The sequence below is a fragment of the Zoogloea sp. genome, assembly GCF_041904905.1.
GTDB lineage: Bacteria > Pseudomonadota > Gammaproteobacteria > Burkholderiales > Rhodocyclaceae > Zoogloea.
In genome coordinates this window covers 1-17,059 of the sequence record NZ_JAYRMI010000079.1, presented here as the reverse complement: position 1 = coordinate 17,059, position 17,059 = coordinate 1, and the positions used below count along the sequence as shown (strand labels likewise).

The window sequence follows — 17,059 nt, the reverse complement described above, 5'->3', positions numbered from 1 at the left end:
CTGTCCGTGTCGCGCCTCGGGCCGTGGCGCGGCGGGTGGGTCGGTCAGCTGCTGCGGGGGCTGGTGCGGGCCGTGCTGGCGGTGCTGCGCGGCGTGCCGGAGCTGGTGTGGGCGCTGCTCTTCGTGCGGGTTTTCGGCCTGGGGGCGGCGGCCGGGGTGCTGGCGCTGGGCATTACCTACGGCGGCATGCTCGGCAAGGTGTATGGCGAGATCCTCGAATCCACCGACGACCAGCCCGCCCGCGCCCTGCTCGAAGCCGGCAGCGGGCGCCTCGCGGCCTTCTGCTACGGCCTGCTGCCCAACGCCGGGCAGGAGCTGGTCTCGTACACCGTGTATCGCTGGGAGTGTGCGGTGCGCGCGTCGGTGGTGATGGGCTTCGTGGGCGCCGGCGGCCTGGGCCAGCTGATGGATCAGTCGATGAAGATGCTCAACGGCGGCGAGGCGGCGACCATCCTCGCCACCTTCCTGGCGCTGGTGGTGGCGGCCGACGCGCTCTCGGAGCTGCTGCGGCGGAGGCTGGCATGAGCCGCGCCTATCCCCCGCCGAAGCCCGGCATTTCCCTGGGCGGCCTTGGCGCGATCCTGCTGGTGCTGGCGGCGGTGGCGGCCAGCTTCGCCTACCTCGACATGCCGCTGGGCGCGCTGTTTACCGGCGCCGCGGCGGGCGAGGCGGTGGCCTTCGTGCAGCGCTTCCTGCCGCCGGATCTGTCGCCGGATTTCCTCGCCAAGGTGGGCGGGGCGGCGCTGGAGACGCTGGCGATCTCGCTCGTCGGCACCCTGCTGGCGGCCCTTGCCGGGGCGCTGCTGGCGCTGCCCGCGGCGGGCCGGCAGGGGCGGGCGGCACGTCGCGTCGCGCGCTTCGCGCTCAACCTGCTGCGTTCGGTGCCCGAGCTGGTATGGGCGACGCTGATGGTGCTGGCGGCCGGCCTGGGGCCCTTCGCCGGCACCCTGGCGCTGGCGCTGCACACCGCCGGCGTGCTTGGCCGGCTGTTCGCCGAGGCGCTGGAGAACGCCCCTTCTGCCCCGGCCGATGCGCTCACGGGCAGCGGCACCCCGGCGGTCGCGGCCTTCCTGTACGGCACCCTGCCACTGGTCGCCCCCCAGTGGCTGGCCTACACCCTGTACCGCTGGGAGATGAACATCCGGATGGCGGCGATCCTGGGTTTCGTGGGCGCTGGCGGGCTGGGCGGGTTGCTCTACTACAGCCTGTCGCTGTTCCACGAGGCCCAGGCCAGCACGGCGATCCTGGCCATGCTGGCGATGGCCATCGCGGTGGATGGCGCCAGCGCCTGGCTGCGCCGCAAGGGCTGATCGCGGCGGCCTCTCCCGGGGGGCGGCGATCTGGATTACCCTAGGGCGATGCCCTGCCCCGATCCGCATTTCGTCCACCTACCCCGGAGCCGCCGCTGATGCTGTGGGAAGCCCTCGGAGCCGCCCGCGATCTCGGGCGCGTCCATGACATCGCCGCGGTGCTCATCCGCTACGGCTTCGGCGATCTGGTTCAGCGCCTGGGCATGGCGCGGGCGCTGGAGCGGGCCGGCAAGGTGCTGCACCTGCGCGGGCCGGACGACATCGCCCGGCTCGAACCGGCCGCCCGGGTTCGGCGTGCGCTGGAGGAGCTGGGCCCCACCTTCGTGAAGCTCGGGCAGATCCTCGCCACCCGCGCCGATCTCTTTCCGCCGGACTGGATCGCCGAGTTCGGCAAGCTGCAGGACGCGGCGCCGGCGGTGCCCTTCGAGGCGATCCGCGCCCAGCTGGCCGAAGACCTGGGCGAGCCGCCGGAGAACGTCTTCGCCGAACTCGACCCCACGCCGCTGGCCGCGGCCAGCCTGGCCCAGGTGCATCGCGCCCGGCTGGCGGACGGCACGCCGGTGGCCATCAAGGTGCGCCGGCCGGGCATCCGCCCGGTGATCGAGGCCGACCTGCGCCTGCTCGCCCGGCTGGCCGAAATCGTCGAGTCCGAGGCGCCCGACCTGCGGCGTTATCGCCCCCGCGAGGTGGTGCGCCAGTTTGCCCATTCCCTGCGCCGGGAGCTGGATTTCTCCGCCGAAGGGCGCAACGCCGAGCGTATCGCGGCGAGCTTCGCCGACCGCCCGGAGATCAACATCCCGCGCATCCACTGGCAATGGACGGGCGAGCGGCTCAACGTGCAGGATTTCATCGAAGGCGTGCCCGGCCGCGCGGCGGCGGCGTTGCCGGCGGGTTTCGACCGCAAGCTGCTGGCCCGACGGGGCGCCGGCGCGGTGCTCAAGATGGTGCTGGAGGACGGCTTCTTCCACGCCGACCCGCATCAGGGCAACGTGTTCTACCTGCCCGACAACCGGCTGGCCTTCATCGACTTCGGGATGGTCGGGCGCCTGCCCGAGGCCCGCCGCTACGAGGTGGCCGAGCTGCTCCACGGGCTGGTGGACCGGGACGGCGGGCTGGTCACCCAGGTGCTGCTGGGCTGGAGCGACGCCGCCGAGGCCGACGGCGACACCCTGCGCGCCGACATCGACCGCTTTGTGGACGAGTACCACGGCGTGCCCCTCAAACAGCTCGATTTCGGCGCCATGCTGGGCGACGTGGTGGGCATCCTGCGGGAGCACGGGCTGGCCCTGCCGCCCGATCTGGCGCTGATGATCAAGGCCTTCGTCACCCTCGAAGGCCTGGGCCGCCAGCTCGACCCGGATTTCGACATCGCCGGCGAGGCCGCGCCCTATCTGCGCGAGGTGATCCTCGCCCACCACGCGCCGGACGCTATCGCCCGGCGCGGCTGGCGCGGGCTGGTCTCGGTGGCCGACCTGCTGGCCGGGTTGCCCCACGATCTGGCCCGCCTGCTGCGGGTGGCCCGCCGGGGCAGCCTGAAGCTGGAGGTGGATGTGCCGCCCCTCAAGGCCTTCGGCGATCAGCTCGACCGGGCCGCCAGCCGGCTGACGATGGGCATCGTGACCGCCGCGCTGATCGTCGGCTCGTCCATCGCCCTTACCGTCGACCGCGACGGCTCGCTATCCGCTTTCGGCCTGCTCGGGTTCGTCGCCGCCATGCTGGGCGGGCTGTGGGTGCTGGTGTCGGTGTGGCGCGGCGGGCGCTGATCCGGCCCCGCCAGGTTTTTCTGACCGAAGACAGGAGGATCGGCAATGTCGAATCCGATGCTTGCAGGCCGGCGGGTGCTCGTCACCCACGCCGACCGGTTCATGGGGCCGGTGCTGTGCGACGTGTTCGAGCGCCACGGCGCCTTGGTGATCCGCGATACCGATCCGCTGCGGGCGCCCGGTGCCGTCGAGGCGAGGGTGGCCGCGGCCGGGCAGATCGACGCGCTGGTGGCCAATCTGGCGATTACCGCCCCCACCACGGCCGCCACCGACGTGACCGAGGACGAGTGGCAGGACTGCTTCGCCGCGCTGGTCCATCCGCTGGCCGCCCTGTGCCGGGCGGTGCTGCCGGCGATGATCGGGCGGCGTGCCGGCAAGATCGTGGTGATGGGCAGCGCGTCGGCCCTGCGCGGCATGAAGCGCGCGTCCAGCTACAGCGCCGCCCGGGGCGCCCAGCTGGCCTATGTGCAGGCGGTGGGCGTGGAGGTGGCGCCCCACAACGTGCAGGTCAACGCCATCGCCCAGAACTTCGTGGACAACCCCACCTACTTCCCGCCCGAAGTGCAGGCCAACCCGCGCTTCCAGGAGCGCCTCAAGCGCGAGGTGCCCCTGGGCCGCCTGGTGGGCGCCAACGAGGACGCCGAGTTCGCCGCTTACCTGTGCAGCGAAGCCGCCAACTGCTTCGTGGGGCAGGTGTTTCCGGTGTGCGGCGGGTGGGTGCCGCGCTAGCGGCTCACCACATCAGGTCGTCCGGCACCTGGAAGGCGGCGTAGGGGTCGTCCTCGTCCACGTCGGTGCTGGCCTTCTTGATCTGCACCACAATCGCTGGGTCGCGTTCGGCGATCTTGTCGGCGATCACCCGGGGCACCAGCTCGGCGTTCTCGCCCAGGCACACGATGGCCAGATGCCCGGCGACGAGGTGGGCCTGGACTGCGGGGGAGACGTACATCCGCTTGATCTTGCCGTCGTGGGTGTAGTTGTAGGCGATGTCGCCCTTGCCCTTGTGCTGGCGGTTCTGCTGCACCATCTGATTGATCTGGGCGGCGATGGCCTTCTGGTGGGCCGCGGCGTCGCGCTGGGCGTTGAGTTCGCGGGCGCGTTCGGCGTTCTTGCGCTGGGTTTCGAGGGCGGCCAGCCGCGCTTCGTCCACGCTCTCGGTGCCGGTGCGGCGTTCGATCTTCTTCTGCCGGGCCTTTTCCTGGTTGGTCTGCTTGACCTTGTTCTTGTTCACCAGACCGGCTTTCAAGAATTGTTCCTGCAAGGATGCCATGAGGGTTGTCGCCTGAGTGGATGGGGCCGGCCCGGGCGGCCGGCGCGAGGCGGCAGGATAGCAAAGAAGCGCCGGCTGCGATCAGGACTTGCCGGCCCCGGCGCGGCGGGTGACCCGCAGCACCCCCAGCACCACCAGCGCGGCGCCGCCAAGCTGGGCGGCGGAGAGGGTTTCGTCCAGCAGCCACCAGCCGAACAGCAGGGTGAGGATGGGGCCGAGGTTGCCGATCAGCACCGCGCGGGCCGAGCCGATGCGCTGCATCGCGGCGGATTGCCAGAAGATCGGCAGCACGGTGGAGAACAGGGCCATCGCCGCGGCGTGGCCATACACCGGGAGGGGCTGGGCAAGGAGCGCTCCGACCGGGTGGGTGAGGAGGAAGTGGGCCTGGGTGGCGAGGGTGGAGACGAGGATCGCCAGGGCCGAGAAGCGCACCGCCCCGAGCCGCCCGATGGCGACTTCGGCGCCGGCGCTGTAGAGGGCGTAGGAGATCGCCGAGGCGAACACGAAGGCGGCGCCGGTGAGCACCGCGGCGGTATCGCCGCCGATGTGCAGGTCGTGGGCGAAGGCCAGCCCGATGCCGGCGTAGGAGAGGGCCAGCGCGCCGAGCTGGCGCCTTTCGAGGGGGCGGCCCAGGGCCAGGGCGCCGATCAGCACGGTGAGGGTGGGGTAGGTGAACAGGATCAGCCGTTCCAGCCCGGCCGAGATGTACTGCAGCCCGAGGAAATCCAGGATGCTGGCGCCGTAGTAGCCGAGGATGCCCAGCGCCACCAGCAGGCCGGCGTCGCGCCGGGTGAGGGCGGCGAACGCGCGGCGCTGGGCGACGAGCACCCACAGCACGGCGGGCAGGGTGAAGCCCATGCGCAGGGCGAGCAGGGTGATGGCGTCGATGGGGGCGTGGGCGTAGGCCAGCTTGACGAAGATGGCCTTGAACGAGAAGCCGGTGGCGGCGAGCACCGCGAGGACGATGCCGGTGCGTTCGACGGAGCGGAGCCCGGAGTTCATGGTGGGGATGCGAGGGGAGGGTTTTGACTGAACGAATGATGAACCGCGGATTTGCCCGTTAGAATTGGCTTTTCTGCAGCACTGCGTTCGGATAGGGCGAATGCCATGCACTACGACCTGATCGATCTGCGGCTCTTCGTGGCCATCGCGGAGGCCCGCAACCTGACCCGGGGGGCCGAGCGGGTGCATCTGGCGCCGTCGTCGGCGAGCCACCGCATCCGCGCCCTGGAGACGTCCATCGGCGCGAGCTTGTTCGCGCGGGAGGCCCGCGGGGTGACCCTCACCCGCGCCGGCGAAGCGCTGTTGCGGCACGCCCGCGAGGTGTTTGCGCGGCTGGAGCAGATGCACGCCGATCTCGCTCCCTTCGCCCAGGGGGTGCGCGGCCACGTGAGCCTGTGGGCCAACACCCACGCCACCCACTCGTTTCTGCCGGACGACCTGTCGCGTTTTCTGCGGCGCTCTCCCCAGGTGAGCGTGAGCCTGGAGGAGCGCACCAGCCCGGAGATTGCCATGGCGGTGGCGCGGGGCGAGGTGGAGGTGGGCGTGATGGCCGACGACGCGGAGGGGGTGGATGTGGAGTTGATCCCCTACCGGGCCGACCGGCTGGTGCTGATCGCGCCGCTGGCGCATCCGCTGGCCGGGGTGGCGAGCGCGTCGTTCGCGCAGCTGCTGGATTACCCCTTCGTGATGCTCCACGCCGGCTCGGCGATCCACACCTTCACCATGAACGCGGCGGCGGCGCTGGGGCGGCACGTGGATGTGCGGATCCAGGTGCGCAGCTTCGAGGCGGTGTGCCGGATGGTGGCGGCCGGCGTGGGGGTGGGGATGGTGCCGCGCAGTGCGGTGACGGCCGGGATGGCCGGGCCGCCCCTGGCGATGGTGGCGCTGGCGGAGGGCTGGGCGCGGCGGGATCTGAAGGTGTGCATCCGTCGCCGCGCCGGGCTGTCGCGCTTCGCCGCCGATCTGGTGGCCTGCCTGGCGGAGGGCGACGGCGTGCCGGCCGGCGGGTGAGCGCCGCCGGCCGGGCCGGGGATCAGCCCAGGAACATCTTGTAGGCCGGGTTGGCGGTTTCGTCGACGTACTCGTAGCCGAGCTTGTCGAGGAAGCCCTGGAAGGCGTCCCGGTCGGCGGCCGGCACCTGCATGCCCACCAGCACACGGCCGAAGTCGGCGCCGTGGTTGCGGTAGTGGAACAGGCTGATGTTCCAGTCGGAGCGCAGGGTGTCGAGGAAGTTGAGCAGCGCGCCCGGGCGCTCCGGGAAGACGAAGCGGTACAGCACTTCGTTTTCGGCCTGGGGGGCGTGGCCGCCGACCATGTAGCGGATGTGGCTCTTGGCCATCTCGTCGTCGGTCAGGTCGAGGCAGGGCAGCTCGTGGCGCTGCAGCAGCTCGGTGATGCGCACGCCCTCGGCGCGATTGTGCACGCCCACGCCGACGAAGATGTGGGCGCGGGCGGGGTCGGCGTAGCGGTAGTTGAACTCGGTGATGTTGCGGTTGCCCAGCAGGTTGCAGAACTTCTTGAAGGAGCCGGGCTTCTCGGGGATGGTGACGGCCAGCACGGCTTCGCGCTGTTCGCCCACCTCGGCGCGCTCGGCCACGAAGCGCAGGCGGTCGAAGTTCATGTTGGCGCCGGAGGCCACCGCCACCAGGGTCTTGTCCTTCAGGGCGTGGCGCTTGGCGTATTCCTTGGCGCCGGCCACCGCCAGCGCACCGGCGGGTTCGAGGATCGAGCGGGTGTCCTCGAACACGTCCTTGATGGCGGCGCAGATGGCGTCGTTATCCACCAGGATCATCTCGTCCACGTATTCCTGGCACAGGCGGAAGGTCTCCTCGCCCACCAGCTTGACCGCCGCACCGTCGGCAAACAGGCCCACGTTGGCCAACTCGATGCGCTTGCCGGCGGCCAGCGACTGGGTCATGGCGTTGGCGTCGACGGTCTCGACGCCGATCACCTTGATCTCGGGGCGCACGCGCTTGATGTAGGCCGCCACGCCCGCCAGCAGGCCGCCGCCGCCCACGCAGCAGAACACCGCGTGGATCGGCTTGGGGTGCTGACGCAGGATCTCCATGCCGATGGTGCCCTGGCCGGCGATCACCTCCACGTCGTCGTAGGGATGGACGAAGGTCAGCTTCTCGGTCTTCTCGAGTTCCTTGGCGTGGCCGTAGGCGTCGGAATAGCTCTCGCCGGCCAGCACCACCTCGCCGCCGTGGCGCTTGACCGCGTCGATCTTGATCGCCGGGGTGGTGGTGGGCATCACGATCACGGCGCGCACGCCGAGCTTCTTGGCCGACAGGGCCACGCCCTGGGCGTGGTTGCCGGCGGAGGCGCAGATCACCCCGCGCTTGAGGGCCGCCGGGCTGAGGCTGGCCATCTTGTTGTAGGCGCCGCGCAGCTTGAAGCTGAACACCGGCTGCATGTCCTCGCGCTTGAACCAGATCTTGTTGTGGATGCGGGCCGACAGGTTGGGCGCCAGGTCGAGGGGGGTCTCGATCGCCGCGTCGTACACCTGGGCGGTGAGGATCTTCTGGAGGTAGTCGGGGTGCTGCGCGCTCATGGCTGGACCTGTGCTAGTCGGCTGGGGAAGCGTCAAAGGGTAGCAGTCGGACGAACTGCACTGCAACATACGGGTTTTTCTCCGGGAGCATCCATGAGCGACATCCAGCGGGCCGGCACCACCCGGCGCTACTCCGATTTCTGCGTTCACAACGGCGTGGTGCATTGCGTCGAGGTGCCGCCCGACGCCCGCGCCGACATCTCCACCCAGACTGCCCAGATGCTGGAGAGCCTGGAGCGCTTCCTGATCGCCGCCGGCAGCAGCAAGGATCGACTGCTGATGGCCACGCTCTACCTCGTCGACATGGCCGACTACGCCGCGGTGAATGCCGTGTGGGACGCCTGGGTGCCCGAGGGCACCGCGCCGTGCCGCGCCTGCGTGCAGGTGGTGCGCCTGGCGGACCCGGGCTGGCGGGTGGAGGTGGCGATCCAGGCGGCATTGGGCTGACCGACGCGATCCGGTGCTTACCCGATGCCTGAAATGGGCTATCCTGCCTGTATGGTCTTCGTCCTCCGCCCGCCATGCGGAGCCGGGGCCACCGCCGCAAGTCGTGCCCCAGCGTGGCGCGGCGCGGCGGTTGATCGACCGCTAACCCACTTTCGGAGGAGATTTCATGGCTTGGGGGCAACGTTGTGTGAAGGGTCTGGCCGGGATGACCCTGGCACTGGCGGGGGCGCTTGCCCACGCCGGGCCGTATTCGGCGATGTACGTTTTTGGCGACAGCCTGTCGGATGTCGGTAACGCGGCAGCGTTCACGTCCGGCCTGTGGCCGAGTTCCACCTACTACACCTACGGCACGGTCAGTGGCCGTTTCACCAACGGCACCAACTTCGTGGACGGGCTGTCCGGCTACCTGGGCCTGATCGTCACCCCGTCCCTCGCGGCGGGCACCGATTATGCCTACGGCGGCGCGCGCGTCGGCAGCAGCGTCGTGCCGGCCTTCACCGCGCAGATCAACACCTTCGTCACCGGGCTGCCGGGCACCGGCGCCGACCCCAACGCGCTCTACGTGGTGTGGATCGGCGCCAACGACATGTTCGACGCCATCGAAGCCGCCGCGGCCGCCAACAGCCTCGCCCCGGTGGCGAGCGGCGTAGGCAGCGCGATGGCCGGCATCGCCACCGGGATCGGCGCGCTGGCCGCCAGCGGCGCACAGCATTTCCTGGTGATGAACCTGCCCGACCTGTCCCTCACCCCGGCCATCCGCGGGCTGGGCAGCACGCAACTTTCCACCCTGGCGCAGGGCGCGAGCATGGGCTTCAACGGCGCCCTGGCCAACCTGGTGGGCACCACGCTGGGGGCGCTGGACATTACCCTGTTCGATGTCTTCGGGGCCCAGACCGAGGTGGCCAACAACCCCGCCGCCTACGGCTTCACCAACACCACCGACGCCTGCTACTCCGGCGACGTGGACGGCTCGGGGCGCCCGCCGGGCAGCCCGGTCAGCGTCTGCGCCGACGCCAGCGGTTACATGTACTTCGACTACATCCACCCCTCGTCGGCGCTGCACAGCCGGATGGCCCTGCTGGCCTACGACGCGCTCGCGGTGCCGGAGCCGGCGTCCCTGTCGCTGCTCCTGGGCAGCCTGGGGATGATGGCCTACCTGCGGCGGCGCCCGATGCGCGGCTGAACCTCTCCCGCGCGCTGCTTGTCGAACGGCCTGCCCCTTCCGGGTGGGCCGTTCTGCTTTTCCCTTCCCGCTGTAAGGCTTTGTTTTTCGACAGAAGGCGGGCCGCTCCGCTAGAATGCAGAGTTCTCCGCCGTACGAACCAGGTAACGCAATGACTCAGCGCCTGCGCGAAATCCCCTACAACTACACTTCGTTCTCCGACCGCGAGATCGTGATCCGCCTGCTTGGTCAGGACGCCTGGCAGACCCTCGACGCCCTGCGTGCCGAGCGTGTCACCGGCCGATCCGCGCGGATGCTCTACGAGGTGCTGGGCGATGTGTGGGTCGTGCAGCGCAACCCCTACCTGCAGGACGACCTGCTCGCCAACCAGGATCGCCGCGCCGCGCTGATCGACGCTCTGCGCCACCGTCTGCATGAAGTCGAGAAGCGCCGTGAGGAAGCCAGCGGCGAAGACCCCGAGCGCAGCGCGAAGGTGGCCAGCCTGGTACTGGCGGCCCACGCGGCGGTGGATCGCTTCAAGGCCTTCTTCGAAGAAACCTACGACCTGCGCAAGCGTGTCCGGCACGAGCTGGCCCGCCACACCCGCAAGGACAACATCTGCTTCGACGGCCACGCCCGCGTCTCCCACGTCACCGACGCCACCGACTGGCGCGTCGAGTACCCCTTCGTGGTCCTCTACCCGGACACCGAAGACGAGATGGCGCCGCTGGTCAAGAGCTGCATCGAGCTTGGCCTCACCATCATCCCGCGCGGAGGCGGCACCGGCTACACCGGCGGCGCCGTGCCGCTCGACCCGCGCTCGGTGGTCATCAACACCGAGAAGCTGATCGCCATGGGCCCGGTCGAGGACGTCGCCCTGCCCGGCTCGGGCGGCGCCATGCTCCAGCCCTACGCCACCATCCGCACCGGCGCCGGCGTGGTCACCGAGCGGGTGGCCGAGGCGGCATCCGCCGCCGGCCGTGTGTTTGCCGTGGACCCGACCTCCGCCAGCGCCTCGTGCATCGGCGGCAACATCGCCATGAACGCCGGCGGCAAGAAGGCCGTGCTGTGGGGCACCGCGCTCGACAACCTGGCCTGGTGGAAGATGGTCACGCCCGACGGCCACTGGCTGGAGGTCGAGCGCCTCAACCACAACTTCGGCAAGATCCACGAGCAGGAAACCGTCGAGTTCCGCCTGCGCCGCTTCGACGCCAAGAGCTACAAGCAGATCTCCGAAGAGATCCTGCGCATGCCGGGCGCCGCCTGCCGTAAAGAGGGCCTGGGCAAGGACGTCACCGACAAGTTCCTGGGCGGCGTGCCGGGCGTGCAGAAGGAAGGCACCGACGGCCTCATCGTGGCCGCCCGCTGGGTGCTCCACAAGATGCCGCCGGTCACCCGCACCGTGTGCCTGGAGTTCTTCGGCCAGGTGCGCGAGGCCGTGCCGGCCATCGTCGAGATCACCGACTACTTCAAGCCCGGCGGCGCCGGCCACGCGGCGGGCATCCAGCTCGCCGGCCTGGAGCACCTGGACGAGCGCTACGTGCGCGCGGTGGGCTACACCACCAAGGCCAAGCGCCACGGCCGGCCCAAGATGGTGCTGATCGGCGATGTGGTGGGCCACGACGAGACCGCGGTGATGACCGCCGTCTCCGACGTGATCCGCATGACCAACACCCGCGGCGCCGAAGGCTTCATCGCCGTCAGCCCCGAGCAGCGCAAGAAGTTCTGGCTCGACCGCTCCCGCACCGCCGCCATCTCGCGCCACACCAACGCCTTCAAGGTGAACGAGGACGTGGTGATCCCGCTGCCGCGGATGGGCGACTACTGCGACGGCATCGAGCGCATCAACATCGAGCTGTCCACCCAGAACAAGCTGGCCCTGTGCGACGCGCTGATCGAGTTCCTCCAGGGCGAACTGACGCTGGACACCGGCGACGCCAACATCGGCCGCGACGAGCTGATCGGCGAACGCCGCAAGGACGCCCTCGACCACGTGGCCGCGGTGCGCCGCCGCTGGCAGTGGCTGCTCGACAACCTCGACATGCCGCTGGCCGAGGCCGAGCCGCAGTTTGGCGACTATGGCGTGCAGGCCGGCGAGCTGTCCAACCGCGCCGCCAACCCCAGGCTCTTCCACCGCCTGCAGGATTACTCGGTCCGCACGTCGTGGAAGACCGAGCTGCGCGCCCGCCTCGACAAGATCTTCGACGGCGTGCTGTTCGGCCCGGTGCGCGAGGGCGTCAAGCAGGTGCACAAGCAGGTGCTGCGCGGCCGCGTCTTCGTGGCCCTGCACATGCACGCCGGCGACGGCAACGTGCACACCAACATCCCGGTCAACTCCGACAACTACGAGATGCTGCAGACGGCCAACCGCGCCGTGGACCGCATCATGGAGCTGGCGCGGAGCCTCGACGGCGTGATCTCCGGCGAGCACGGCATCGGCATCACCAAGATCGACTACCTCACCGACGCCGAGATGGCCGGCTTCTGGCAGTACAAGGCCAAGGTCGACCCGGATGGCCGCTTCAACCGCGGCAAGCTGATGCGCGGCGGCCCGCTCAAGGGCAACCTCGATAACGCCTACACCCCCAGCTTCAACCTGATGGGCCACGAGTCCCTCATCATGGAGCAGACGGCGATCGGCGAGATCTCCCACGACATCAAGAACTGCCTGCGCTGCGGCAAGTGCAAGCCGGTGTGCTCGACCCACGTGCCCCGCGCCAACCTGCTCTACAGCCCGCGCAACAAGATCCTCAGCACTTCGCTGCTGATCGAGGCCTTCCTCTACGAAGAGCAGACCCGCCGCGGCGTGTCGCTGGCCCACTGGGCCGAGTTCGAGGACGTGGCCGACCACTGCACGGTGTGCCACAAGTGCGAGAAGCCCTGCCCGGTCGACATCGACTTCGGCGACGTCTCGATCAAGATGCGCAACCTGCTGCGCGAGCAGGGCAAGAAGTCCTTCAACCCCGGCAAGGCCGCGGCGATGGCCTTCCTCACCGCCAAGGACCCGGCCACCATCAAGCTCATCCGCAGCGGCATGATCGGCCTCGGCTACAAGGCCCAGCGCCTGGGTCACCGCATCGGCAAGAGCTTCGGGTTGATCCAGGATCAGGTCCAGCACCCGCCCGCCACCCTCGGCAAGCCGCCCATCAAGGCCCAGGTGATTCACTTCATCAACAAACCGATGCCGGGCGGGCTGCCCAAGCGCACCTCCCGCGCGCTGCTCGACATCGAGGACGACACCATCGTCCCGGTGATCCGCAACCCGCAGGTCAAGCGCGACGAATCCGAGGCGGTGTTCTACTTCCCGGGCTGCGGCTCGGAGCGCCTGTTCAGCCAGGTCGGCCTCGCCACCCAGGCGATGCTCTACCAGGTGGGCGCCACCACCGTGCTGCCGCCGGGCTACCTGTGCTGCGGCTACCCGCAGACCGCCGCGGGCGAGGAAGACGCCGGCCAGAAGATCACCACCGACAACCGGGTGCTCTTCCACCGGGTCGCCAACACCCTCAACTACCTCGACATCAAGACGGTGATCGTCTCCTGCGGCACCTGCATGGATCAGCTGCAGAAGTATCAGTTCGAGAAGATCTTCCCCGGCTGCCGCCTGCTCGACATCCACGAGTACCTGCTCGAGAAGGGCCTGAAGCTCGACGGCGTCACCGGCGCCCGCTACATGTACCACGAGCCCTGCCACACCCCGATGAAGGTGCACTCCGGCATCAAGGTGGCCAACGAGCTGATGGGGACGCGGGTCGATCTGTCCGACCGCTGCTGCGGCGAATCCGGCACCCTGGCGGTGTCGCGGCCCGACATCTCCACCCAGGTCCGCTTCCGCAAGCAGGAAGAGATCGAGAAGGGTGCCGAGAAGCTGCGCGGGGCCGACGCCGCCACGCCGGTGAAGATCCTCACCTCCTGCCCGAGCTGCCTGCAGGGCCTGTCCCGCTACAGCAGCGACGCCGGCGGGGTGGACGCGGACTACATCGTGGTGGAGATGGCCAAGCACCTGCTCGGCGACAACTGGATGGCCGACTACGTGGCCAAGGCCAACACCGGCGGCATCGAACGCGTGCTGCTGTGACCGGCCCGCCCCACCCGTCGCCCGGACGGCGGCGGGTGGGGCGCTGGCCTACTTGTTGTCGGCCGCCTCCTTGCGCAGCTCGGCGGCAATCCGGGCTTGCAGTCCGCGGCTCAGGTACTGGGCGGCCAGCCCAGTGGCGAAGAAGCGCTCCAGCCGCAGGTTGGGCGAGGTGGTGGCCTGGTCGGCCTTGAACTGCCCGAGCACCGAGTAAGCCTCCTTGTTATACCGGCCGCCCTCGCCGCCCAGCTCCTTGTAGCGCCCGCGCTCTTCGGCGAAGAGCGGCATCACCGCAAAGTTCTTGCCCGAGTACCCCAGCGAGAAGTCCACCCCCGCAGCCCCGCCCATCTCGATGGACGGTTTGATGTCCACCCCGTAGGAATCGTACTGGCCGAAGATCAGCGGCTTGAGGACGGTCAGGGTGGGCGTGTCCGGGATCGGGGGCTTCTCCTGCTCCTTGTCGCCGCGGTTGACCGGCTCGCATTCGGGGCAGGGCGCGCAGGCGCCGGCGGGCTGCATCCCGCATTCGTAGGCGTGGGCCAGATTCACCGCGGCCACGCCCGTCGAGAAGAAGCGTCCGATGCCCACGCTGTGCTTCTGCTTGTCCTGGCTGTCGAGGGGGTCGGGCCGCGAGGCGTTGCGGAACTGGGCGAACACCGACACTGCGTCTTTCTCGATCTGCCCCGACCCCTTCGATTCCGCCCGGCGCTGGTCCACCTTGCCGTCGCCCTCCACGCCGGCCACCGGCACGATGGCTAGGTCGGTGGCCTTGAAGCCGATGTTGAACTGGACCATGCCAGTGCTCGGCGCCGGGTGCAGGCCGATGCCCAGGTCGTAGGTTTCGACAAACAGCAGGTTCTCCCGGCTGGCGGTGCAGGCGCCCAGCAGCAGGGGCAGCAGGACTGCGGAGGCGATTCGGGTTTTCATGGGGACGCTCCTTCACGGCGGTTGGGGGGTGGCGCCGCGCAGAGGTCCGGGTGCTGCTTGAGCAGATCCTGGACGGGCTTCAGCGCGGCCGCGTTGTCGATCCACAGCACAAGCCGGCATTCGTCCGTCTCGCCGCGTACCCAGGTGTGGGTGGCGTAGCCGGCGGTGAAGCCGGCCGGCGTGTCGATCAGCCCCACCCCGGTTGCCTCGGCCACGTAGGCGCGGTGGGGATCGACCACCTTCACCTGCAGCACCCCGAAGCGCCGCTCGATGTGCACCGCGTCGGGGCTCGCGCCGATGTGCACGGTGGTGCAGGCCCCCAGACCGGCGCCCAGCACGGCCAGGGCGACGGCGGCGGTTCGGCGGCTGGCCGGGGGAGGCATGGCGATGGTCCGGTTCGATGGCGACATAGATATTTCATATAAGGACACGGATTGCATTCCGGCAAGTGTCATCGGCATCGCCGCCCCGGGCGCGAAAATGAAGAGGCCCGCTTGCGCGGGCCTCTTTGCGGTTGGGAGTCAAGCGGTGTTCAGTACCAGCTCACCTTGCCGCTGCTGGTGTCGTACATGGCGCCGACGATGCGGATCTTGCCTTCGTCCTCCAGGGCCTTCAGCACCGGGCTCTGGTCGCGGATCTTCTGCATCACCTGCTTCACGTTCAGCTCGGTCACCTCACCCACGAAGGCGTGGTTGTGGGAGTTACGCTCGCCCGGCGTGGAGGCGGCGGCGACGGCCGGCTTGAGCTTGTCCAGCAGGCCGGTGAGGTTGCCCAGCTTCACGTCGTCGCAGGCGCCCTTGATGGCGCCGCAGCTGGTGTGGCCCAGCACCACGATCACCCGCGAGCCGGCCACCTTGGAGGCGTATTCCAGGCTGCCCAGGATGTCCTCGTTCACCGTGTTGCCGGCCACCCGCGCGACGAAGAGGTCGCCGATGCCCTGGTCGAACACCAACTCCGGCGCGGCGCGCGAATCGATGCAGCCGACCACGCTGGCAAACGGGAACTGGCCCAGCGCGGTGGTCTGGACCTGGGCCTTGAGGTTGCGGCGCAGCGGCTTGTTGGCCGCGAAGCGCGCGTTGCCGGCTTTCAGGATGTCGATGGCCTTGTCCGGCGTGATGCTCGCCTGGACCGACTTGGTGAGGGTGGCGCCGGTGGTGTAGGGCTTGGGCACCACCGGCCCGCCGTGGTCGTCCCCCGCGAAGGCGAGGCCGCTGGCGGCCAGGGTGGCCAGGCCGAGGGTGAGGCAGCGCTGAACGAGTTTTTTCTTCATGGTGTCTCCCGTGGTTGATCGCGTGTCGCAGGCGTGCGACCGTCGAAGTTCCTTTCATCGGCAATTTTGCCGCAAGATTGAAGTGCCGGCACGCGCCCGCGGTGGGCCCCGGCGGCCACGCCGGACTCGGCCGCAAAAGGCTTCGTGCTATCCTGCGACCCCCGTTTTTCCGGTCGTGCATGGGCGCGGCCGTTCCCCATGAACGACGAACAACTCACCCCGCCGCTGCCTGCCGCCGACGAAGCCGCCCCACCTGCCGCCCGTCGCAAGGCGCCGGCCCGCAGCCGCAAGAAGGCCGACGCCGCCCCGGCCGATGGCGCCGCACCGGCCGCCGATGTGACGCTCGAAGCCGCTGCCGCCAAGCCTGCCCGCGCCAAGCGAGCCCCCCGCAAGCCCAAGGCCAAGCCGGAGGCCGACGCCCCGGTGGCCGATGCGATCGCCGACCTCTTCGCCGCCGACGCGGTGGCCGAACTGCCGACCGAAGCCGTCGCCACGCCGGCGCCCGTCGAAACCCCCGCGCAGCCCACGGAGGCCACCGCAGCCGCCAGCGACGACACGCCCGCTGCGGAAGCCGAAGCCGTGCAGACCGACATCGCTGCCGACGCAGCCACCCCGGAGGCCGACGCCGACTCCCCCGCCAACCCGCGCCGCCGGCGCAAGCGTCGCCGGGGCAAGGGCGAGCGCAACGGCAGCGGCCCGGCCGATGAGGGCGACGCCCAGGCCGAGCTGCCCGAGCTGGATCTTGACGCCCCGCCGCCGGCCGACGACGCCCCCGACGAGGCCCCTCTGCCCGCCGCCGCGCCCGCGCCGGAGCCCGAACCCCAATCCGAACCCGTCCCGCTGCCGCCCCTCACCGTGGTGAGCCTGGGCCTGGAGCAGCCGCCGGTGCTCTCCGCCGCGGCCCTCGAGGCCCTGCGTGGCGCCAGCACGATTCTCGGCACCGCCGAAGCGCTGGACCGCCTCGCCGGCCTCGCGCCCGACGTGCCCCAGGCCCTGTGCGGCGCCGACTCCATCCACCTCGACCTGCGCCGGGTCGGCTACGCCGGCAGCGTGCTGGCGGTGGTAGGCGACGGCGCCGGCGACGGCCCGGGCCTGGAACTGCTGGCCGAGCTGGGCCCCGGCAACGTGCGCCTGCTGGCCGGCGTGGGCCGCGTGCAGGCGGCCTGCGCGTCGCTGGGCCTGTCCGGCGAGATCGTCTCGCTGGTGGATCTGCGGCGGGCGCCGCTGGCTGCGCTGCGCGGTCAGCTGCGCGCCCATCGCCTGCTGGCGGTGCCGGTGTCCG

The 17,059-nt window shown here is 70.0% G+C and carries 14 protein-coding genes and 1 pseudogene; 9 read left to right on the top strand and 6 right to left on the bottom strand.

Annotated features, from left to right (window positions below):
* From ACE3N6_RS16815 to ACE3N6_RS16800, 4 genes are all read left to right on the top strand, one after another.
* Window positions 1-525 (top strand): PhnE/PtxC family ABC transporter permease (locus tag ACE3N6_RS16815; RefSeq protein WP_374246956.1); only part of this gene is annotated, 525 nt, incomplete at its 5' end.
* Window positions 522-1,310, top strand: coding sequence for a phosphonate ABC transporter, permease protein PhnE (phnE, locus tag ACE3N6_RS16810; RefSeq protein ID WP_374246955.1), 789 nt, complete (start codon window positions 522-524; stop codon window positions 1,308-1,310). The genes ACE3N6_RS16815 and phnE, both read left to right, overlap by 4 nt.
* A 98-nt stretch (window positions 1,311-1,408) precedes the next feature.
* The gene (locus tag ACE3N6_RS16805) at window positions 1,409-3,073 is read left to right on the top strand and encodes an ABC1 kinase family protein (protein ID WP_374246954.1); all 1,665 of its coding nucleotides are present in this window, start codon (window positions 1,409-1,411) and stop codon (window positions 3,071-3,073) included.
* Window positions 3,074-3,118: 45 nt separating this feature from the next.
* Window positions 3,119-3,802 carry an SDR family oxidoreductase gene (locus ACE3N6_RS16800; protein WP_374246953.1) on the top strand — a complete coding sequence of 228 codons (684 nt, stop codon included), beginning with the start codon at window positions 3,119-3,121 and terminating at the stop codon, window positions 3,800-3,802.
* 4 nt (window positions 3,803-3,806) lie between these two features.
* Here the strand turns inward: ACE3N6_RS16800 and ACE3N6_RS16795 are convergent, their stop codons facing one another.
* On the bottom strand, window positions 3,807-4,343 hold the full coding sequence (locus ACE3N6_RS16795; protein ID WP_374246952.1) for a DUF2058 domain-containing protein: 537 nt from the start codon (window positions 4,341-4,343) through the stop codon (window positions 3,807-3,809).
* Window positions 4,344-4,424: 81 nt separating this feature from the next.
* Window positions 4,425-5,345: a DMT family transporter gene (locus tag ACE3N6_RS16790; RefSeq protein WP_374246950.1), complete on the bottom strand. Its 921-nt coding sequence runs from the start codon at window positions 5,343-5,345 to the stop codon at window positions 4,425-4,427.
* 105 nt (window positions 5,346-5,450) lie between these two features.
* Here ACE3N6_RS16790 and ACE3N6_RS16785 point away from each other — a divergent pair, with 105 nt between their 5' ends.
* Window positions 5,451-6,356 (top strand): LysR family transcriptional regulator, encoded by a 906-nt coding sequence (locus tag ACE3N6_RS16785; protein WP_374246948.1) that lies wholly within the window; start codon window positions 5,451-5,453, stop codon window positions 6,354-6,356.
* Between the two features lie 22 nt (window positions 6,357-6,378).
* On the opposite strand, the gene ilvA is transcribed toward ACE3N6_RS16785, so the two are convergent.
* Window positions 6,379-7,899: a threonine ammonia-lyase, biosynthetic gene (gene ilvA, locus ACE3N6_RS16780; RefSeq protein ID WP_374246947.1), complete on the bottom strand. Its 1,521-nt coding sequence runs from the start codon at window positions 7,897-7,899 to the stop codon at window positions 6,379-6,381.
* A 93-nt stretch (window positions 7,900-7,992) separates the two neighbouring features.
* On the opposite strand from ilvA, the gene ACE3N6_RS16775 reads away from it, so the two are divergent.
* The 3 genes from ACE3N6_RS16775 (at window position 7,993) to ACE3N6_RS16765 (ending at window position 13,583) form a co-directional block, all read left to right on the top strand.
* Window positions 7,993-8,346: a RidA family protein gene (locus tag ACE3N6_RS16775; RefSeq protein WP_374246946.1), complete on the top strand. Its 354-nt coding sequence runs from the start codon at window positions 7,993-7,995 to the stop codon at window positions 8,344-8,346.
* Window positions 8,347-8,512: 166 nt separating this feature from the next.
* A complete protein-coding gene (locus ACE3N6_RS16770) occupies window positions 8,513-9,529 on the top strand; it encodes an SGNH/GDSL hydrolase family protein (protein ID WP_374246945.1) in 1,017 nt (338 codons plus the stop codon).
* A gap of 151 nt (window positions 9,530-9,680) precedes the next feature.
* A complete protein-coding gene (locus ACE3N6_RS16765) occupies window positions 9,681-13,583 on the top strand; it encodes a DUF3683 domain-containing protein (protein WP_374246944.1) in 3,903 nt (1,300 codons plus the stop codon).
* 48 nt (window positions 13,584-13,631) lie between these two features.
* Here ACE3N6_RS16765 and ACE3N6_RS16760 read toward each other — a convergent pair whose 3' ends face one another.
* The 3 genes from ACE3N6_RS16760 to ACE3N6_RS16750 form a co-directional block, all read right to left on the bottom strand.
* Entirely contained in the window at window positions 13,632-14,507 is an 876-nt protein-coding gene (locus ACE3N6_RS16760; protein WP_374246943.1) for a hypothetical protein, read from the bottom strand.
* On the bottom strand, window positions 14,504-14,890 hold the full coding sequence (locus ACE3N6_RS16755; protein ID WP_374246942.1) for a hypothetical protein: 387 nt from the start codon (window positions 14,888-14,890) through the stop codon (window positions 14,504-14,506). The genes ACE3N6_RS16760 and ACE3N6_RS16755 overlap by 4 nt, the downstream gene beginning before the upstream one ends.
* Before the next feature lie 149 nt (window positions 14,891-15,039).
* The gene (locus ACE3N6_RS16750) at window positions 15,040-15,777 is read right to left on the bottom strand and encodes a carbonic anhydrase family protein (RefSeq protein ID WP_374246941.1); all 738 of its coding nucleotides are present in this window, start codon (window positions 15,775-15,777) and stop codon (window positions 15,040-15,042) included.
* A gap of 198 nt (window positions 15,778-15,975) precedes the next feature.
* Here ACE3N6_RS16750 and ACE3N6_RS16745 point away from each other — a divergent pair.
* Window positions 15,976-17,059 (top strand): annotated as a pseudogene (locus ACE3N6_RS16745) (hypothetical protein); the annotation flags it as partial.

Bases quoted from the DNA above. Each gene is read 5' to 3' on its own strand.
- ACE3N6_RS16795 (WP_374246952.1), bottom strand. From the start codon at position 4,343: ATGGCATCCTTGCAGGAACAATTCTTGAAAGCCGGTCTGGTGAACAAG.
- ACE3N6_RS16765 (WP_374246944.1), top strand. From the start codon at position 9,681: ATGACTCAGCGCCTGCGCGAAATCCCCTACAACTACACTTCGTTCTCC.
- ACE3N6_RS16770 (WP_374246945.1), top strand. From the start codon at position 8,513: ATGGCTTGGGGGCAACGTTGTGTGAAGGGTCTGGCCGGGATGACCCTG.
- ACE3N6_RS16760 (WP_374246943.1), bottom strand. From the start codon at position 14,507: ATGAAAACCCGAATCGCCTCCGCAGTCCTGCTGCCCCTGCTGCTGGGC.
- ACE3N6_RS16755 (WP_374246942.1), bottom strand. From the start codon at position 14,890: ATGCCTCCCCCGGCCAGCCGCCGAACCGCCGCCGTCGCCCTGGCCGTG.
- ACE3N6_RS16805 (WP_374246954.1), top strand. From the start codon at position 1,409: ATGCTGTGGGAAGCCCTCGGAGCCGCCCGCGATCTCGGGCGCGTCCAT.
- ACE3N6_RS16775 (WP_374246946.1), top strand. From the start codon at position 7,993: ATGAGCGACATCCAGCGGGCCGGCACCACCCGGCGCTACTCCGATTTC.
- ACE3N6_RS16800 (WP_374246953.1), top strand. From the start codon at position 3,119: ATGTCGAATCCGATGCTTGCAGGCCGGCGGGTGCTCGTCACCCACGCC.
- ACE3N6_RS16790 (WP_374246950.1), bottom strand. From the start codon at position 5,345: ATGAACTCCGGGCTCCGCTCCGTCGAACGCACCGGCATCGTCCTCGCG.
- ilvA (WP_374246947.1), bottom strand. From the start codon at position 7,899: ATGAGCGCGCAGCACCCCGACTACCTCCAGAAGATCCTCACCGCCCAG.
- phnE (WP_374246955.1), top strand. From the start codon at position 522: ATGAGCCGCGCCTATCCCCCGCCGAAGCCCGGCATTTCCCTGGGCGGC.
- ACE3N6_RS16785 (WP_374246948.1), top strand. From the start codon at position 5,451: ATGCACTACGACCTGATCGATCTGCGGCTCTTCGTGGCCATCGCGGAG.
- ACE3N6_RS16750 (WP_374246941.1), bottom strand. From the start codon at position 15,777: ATGAAGAAAAAACTCGTTCAGCGCTGCCTCACCCTCGGCCTGGCCACC.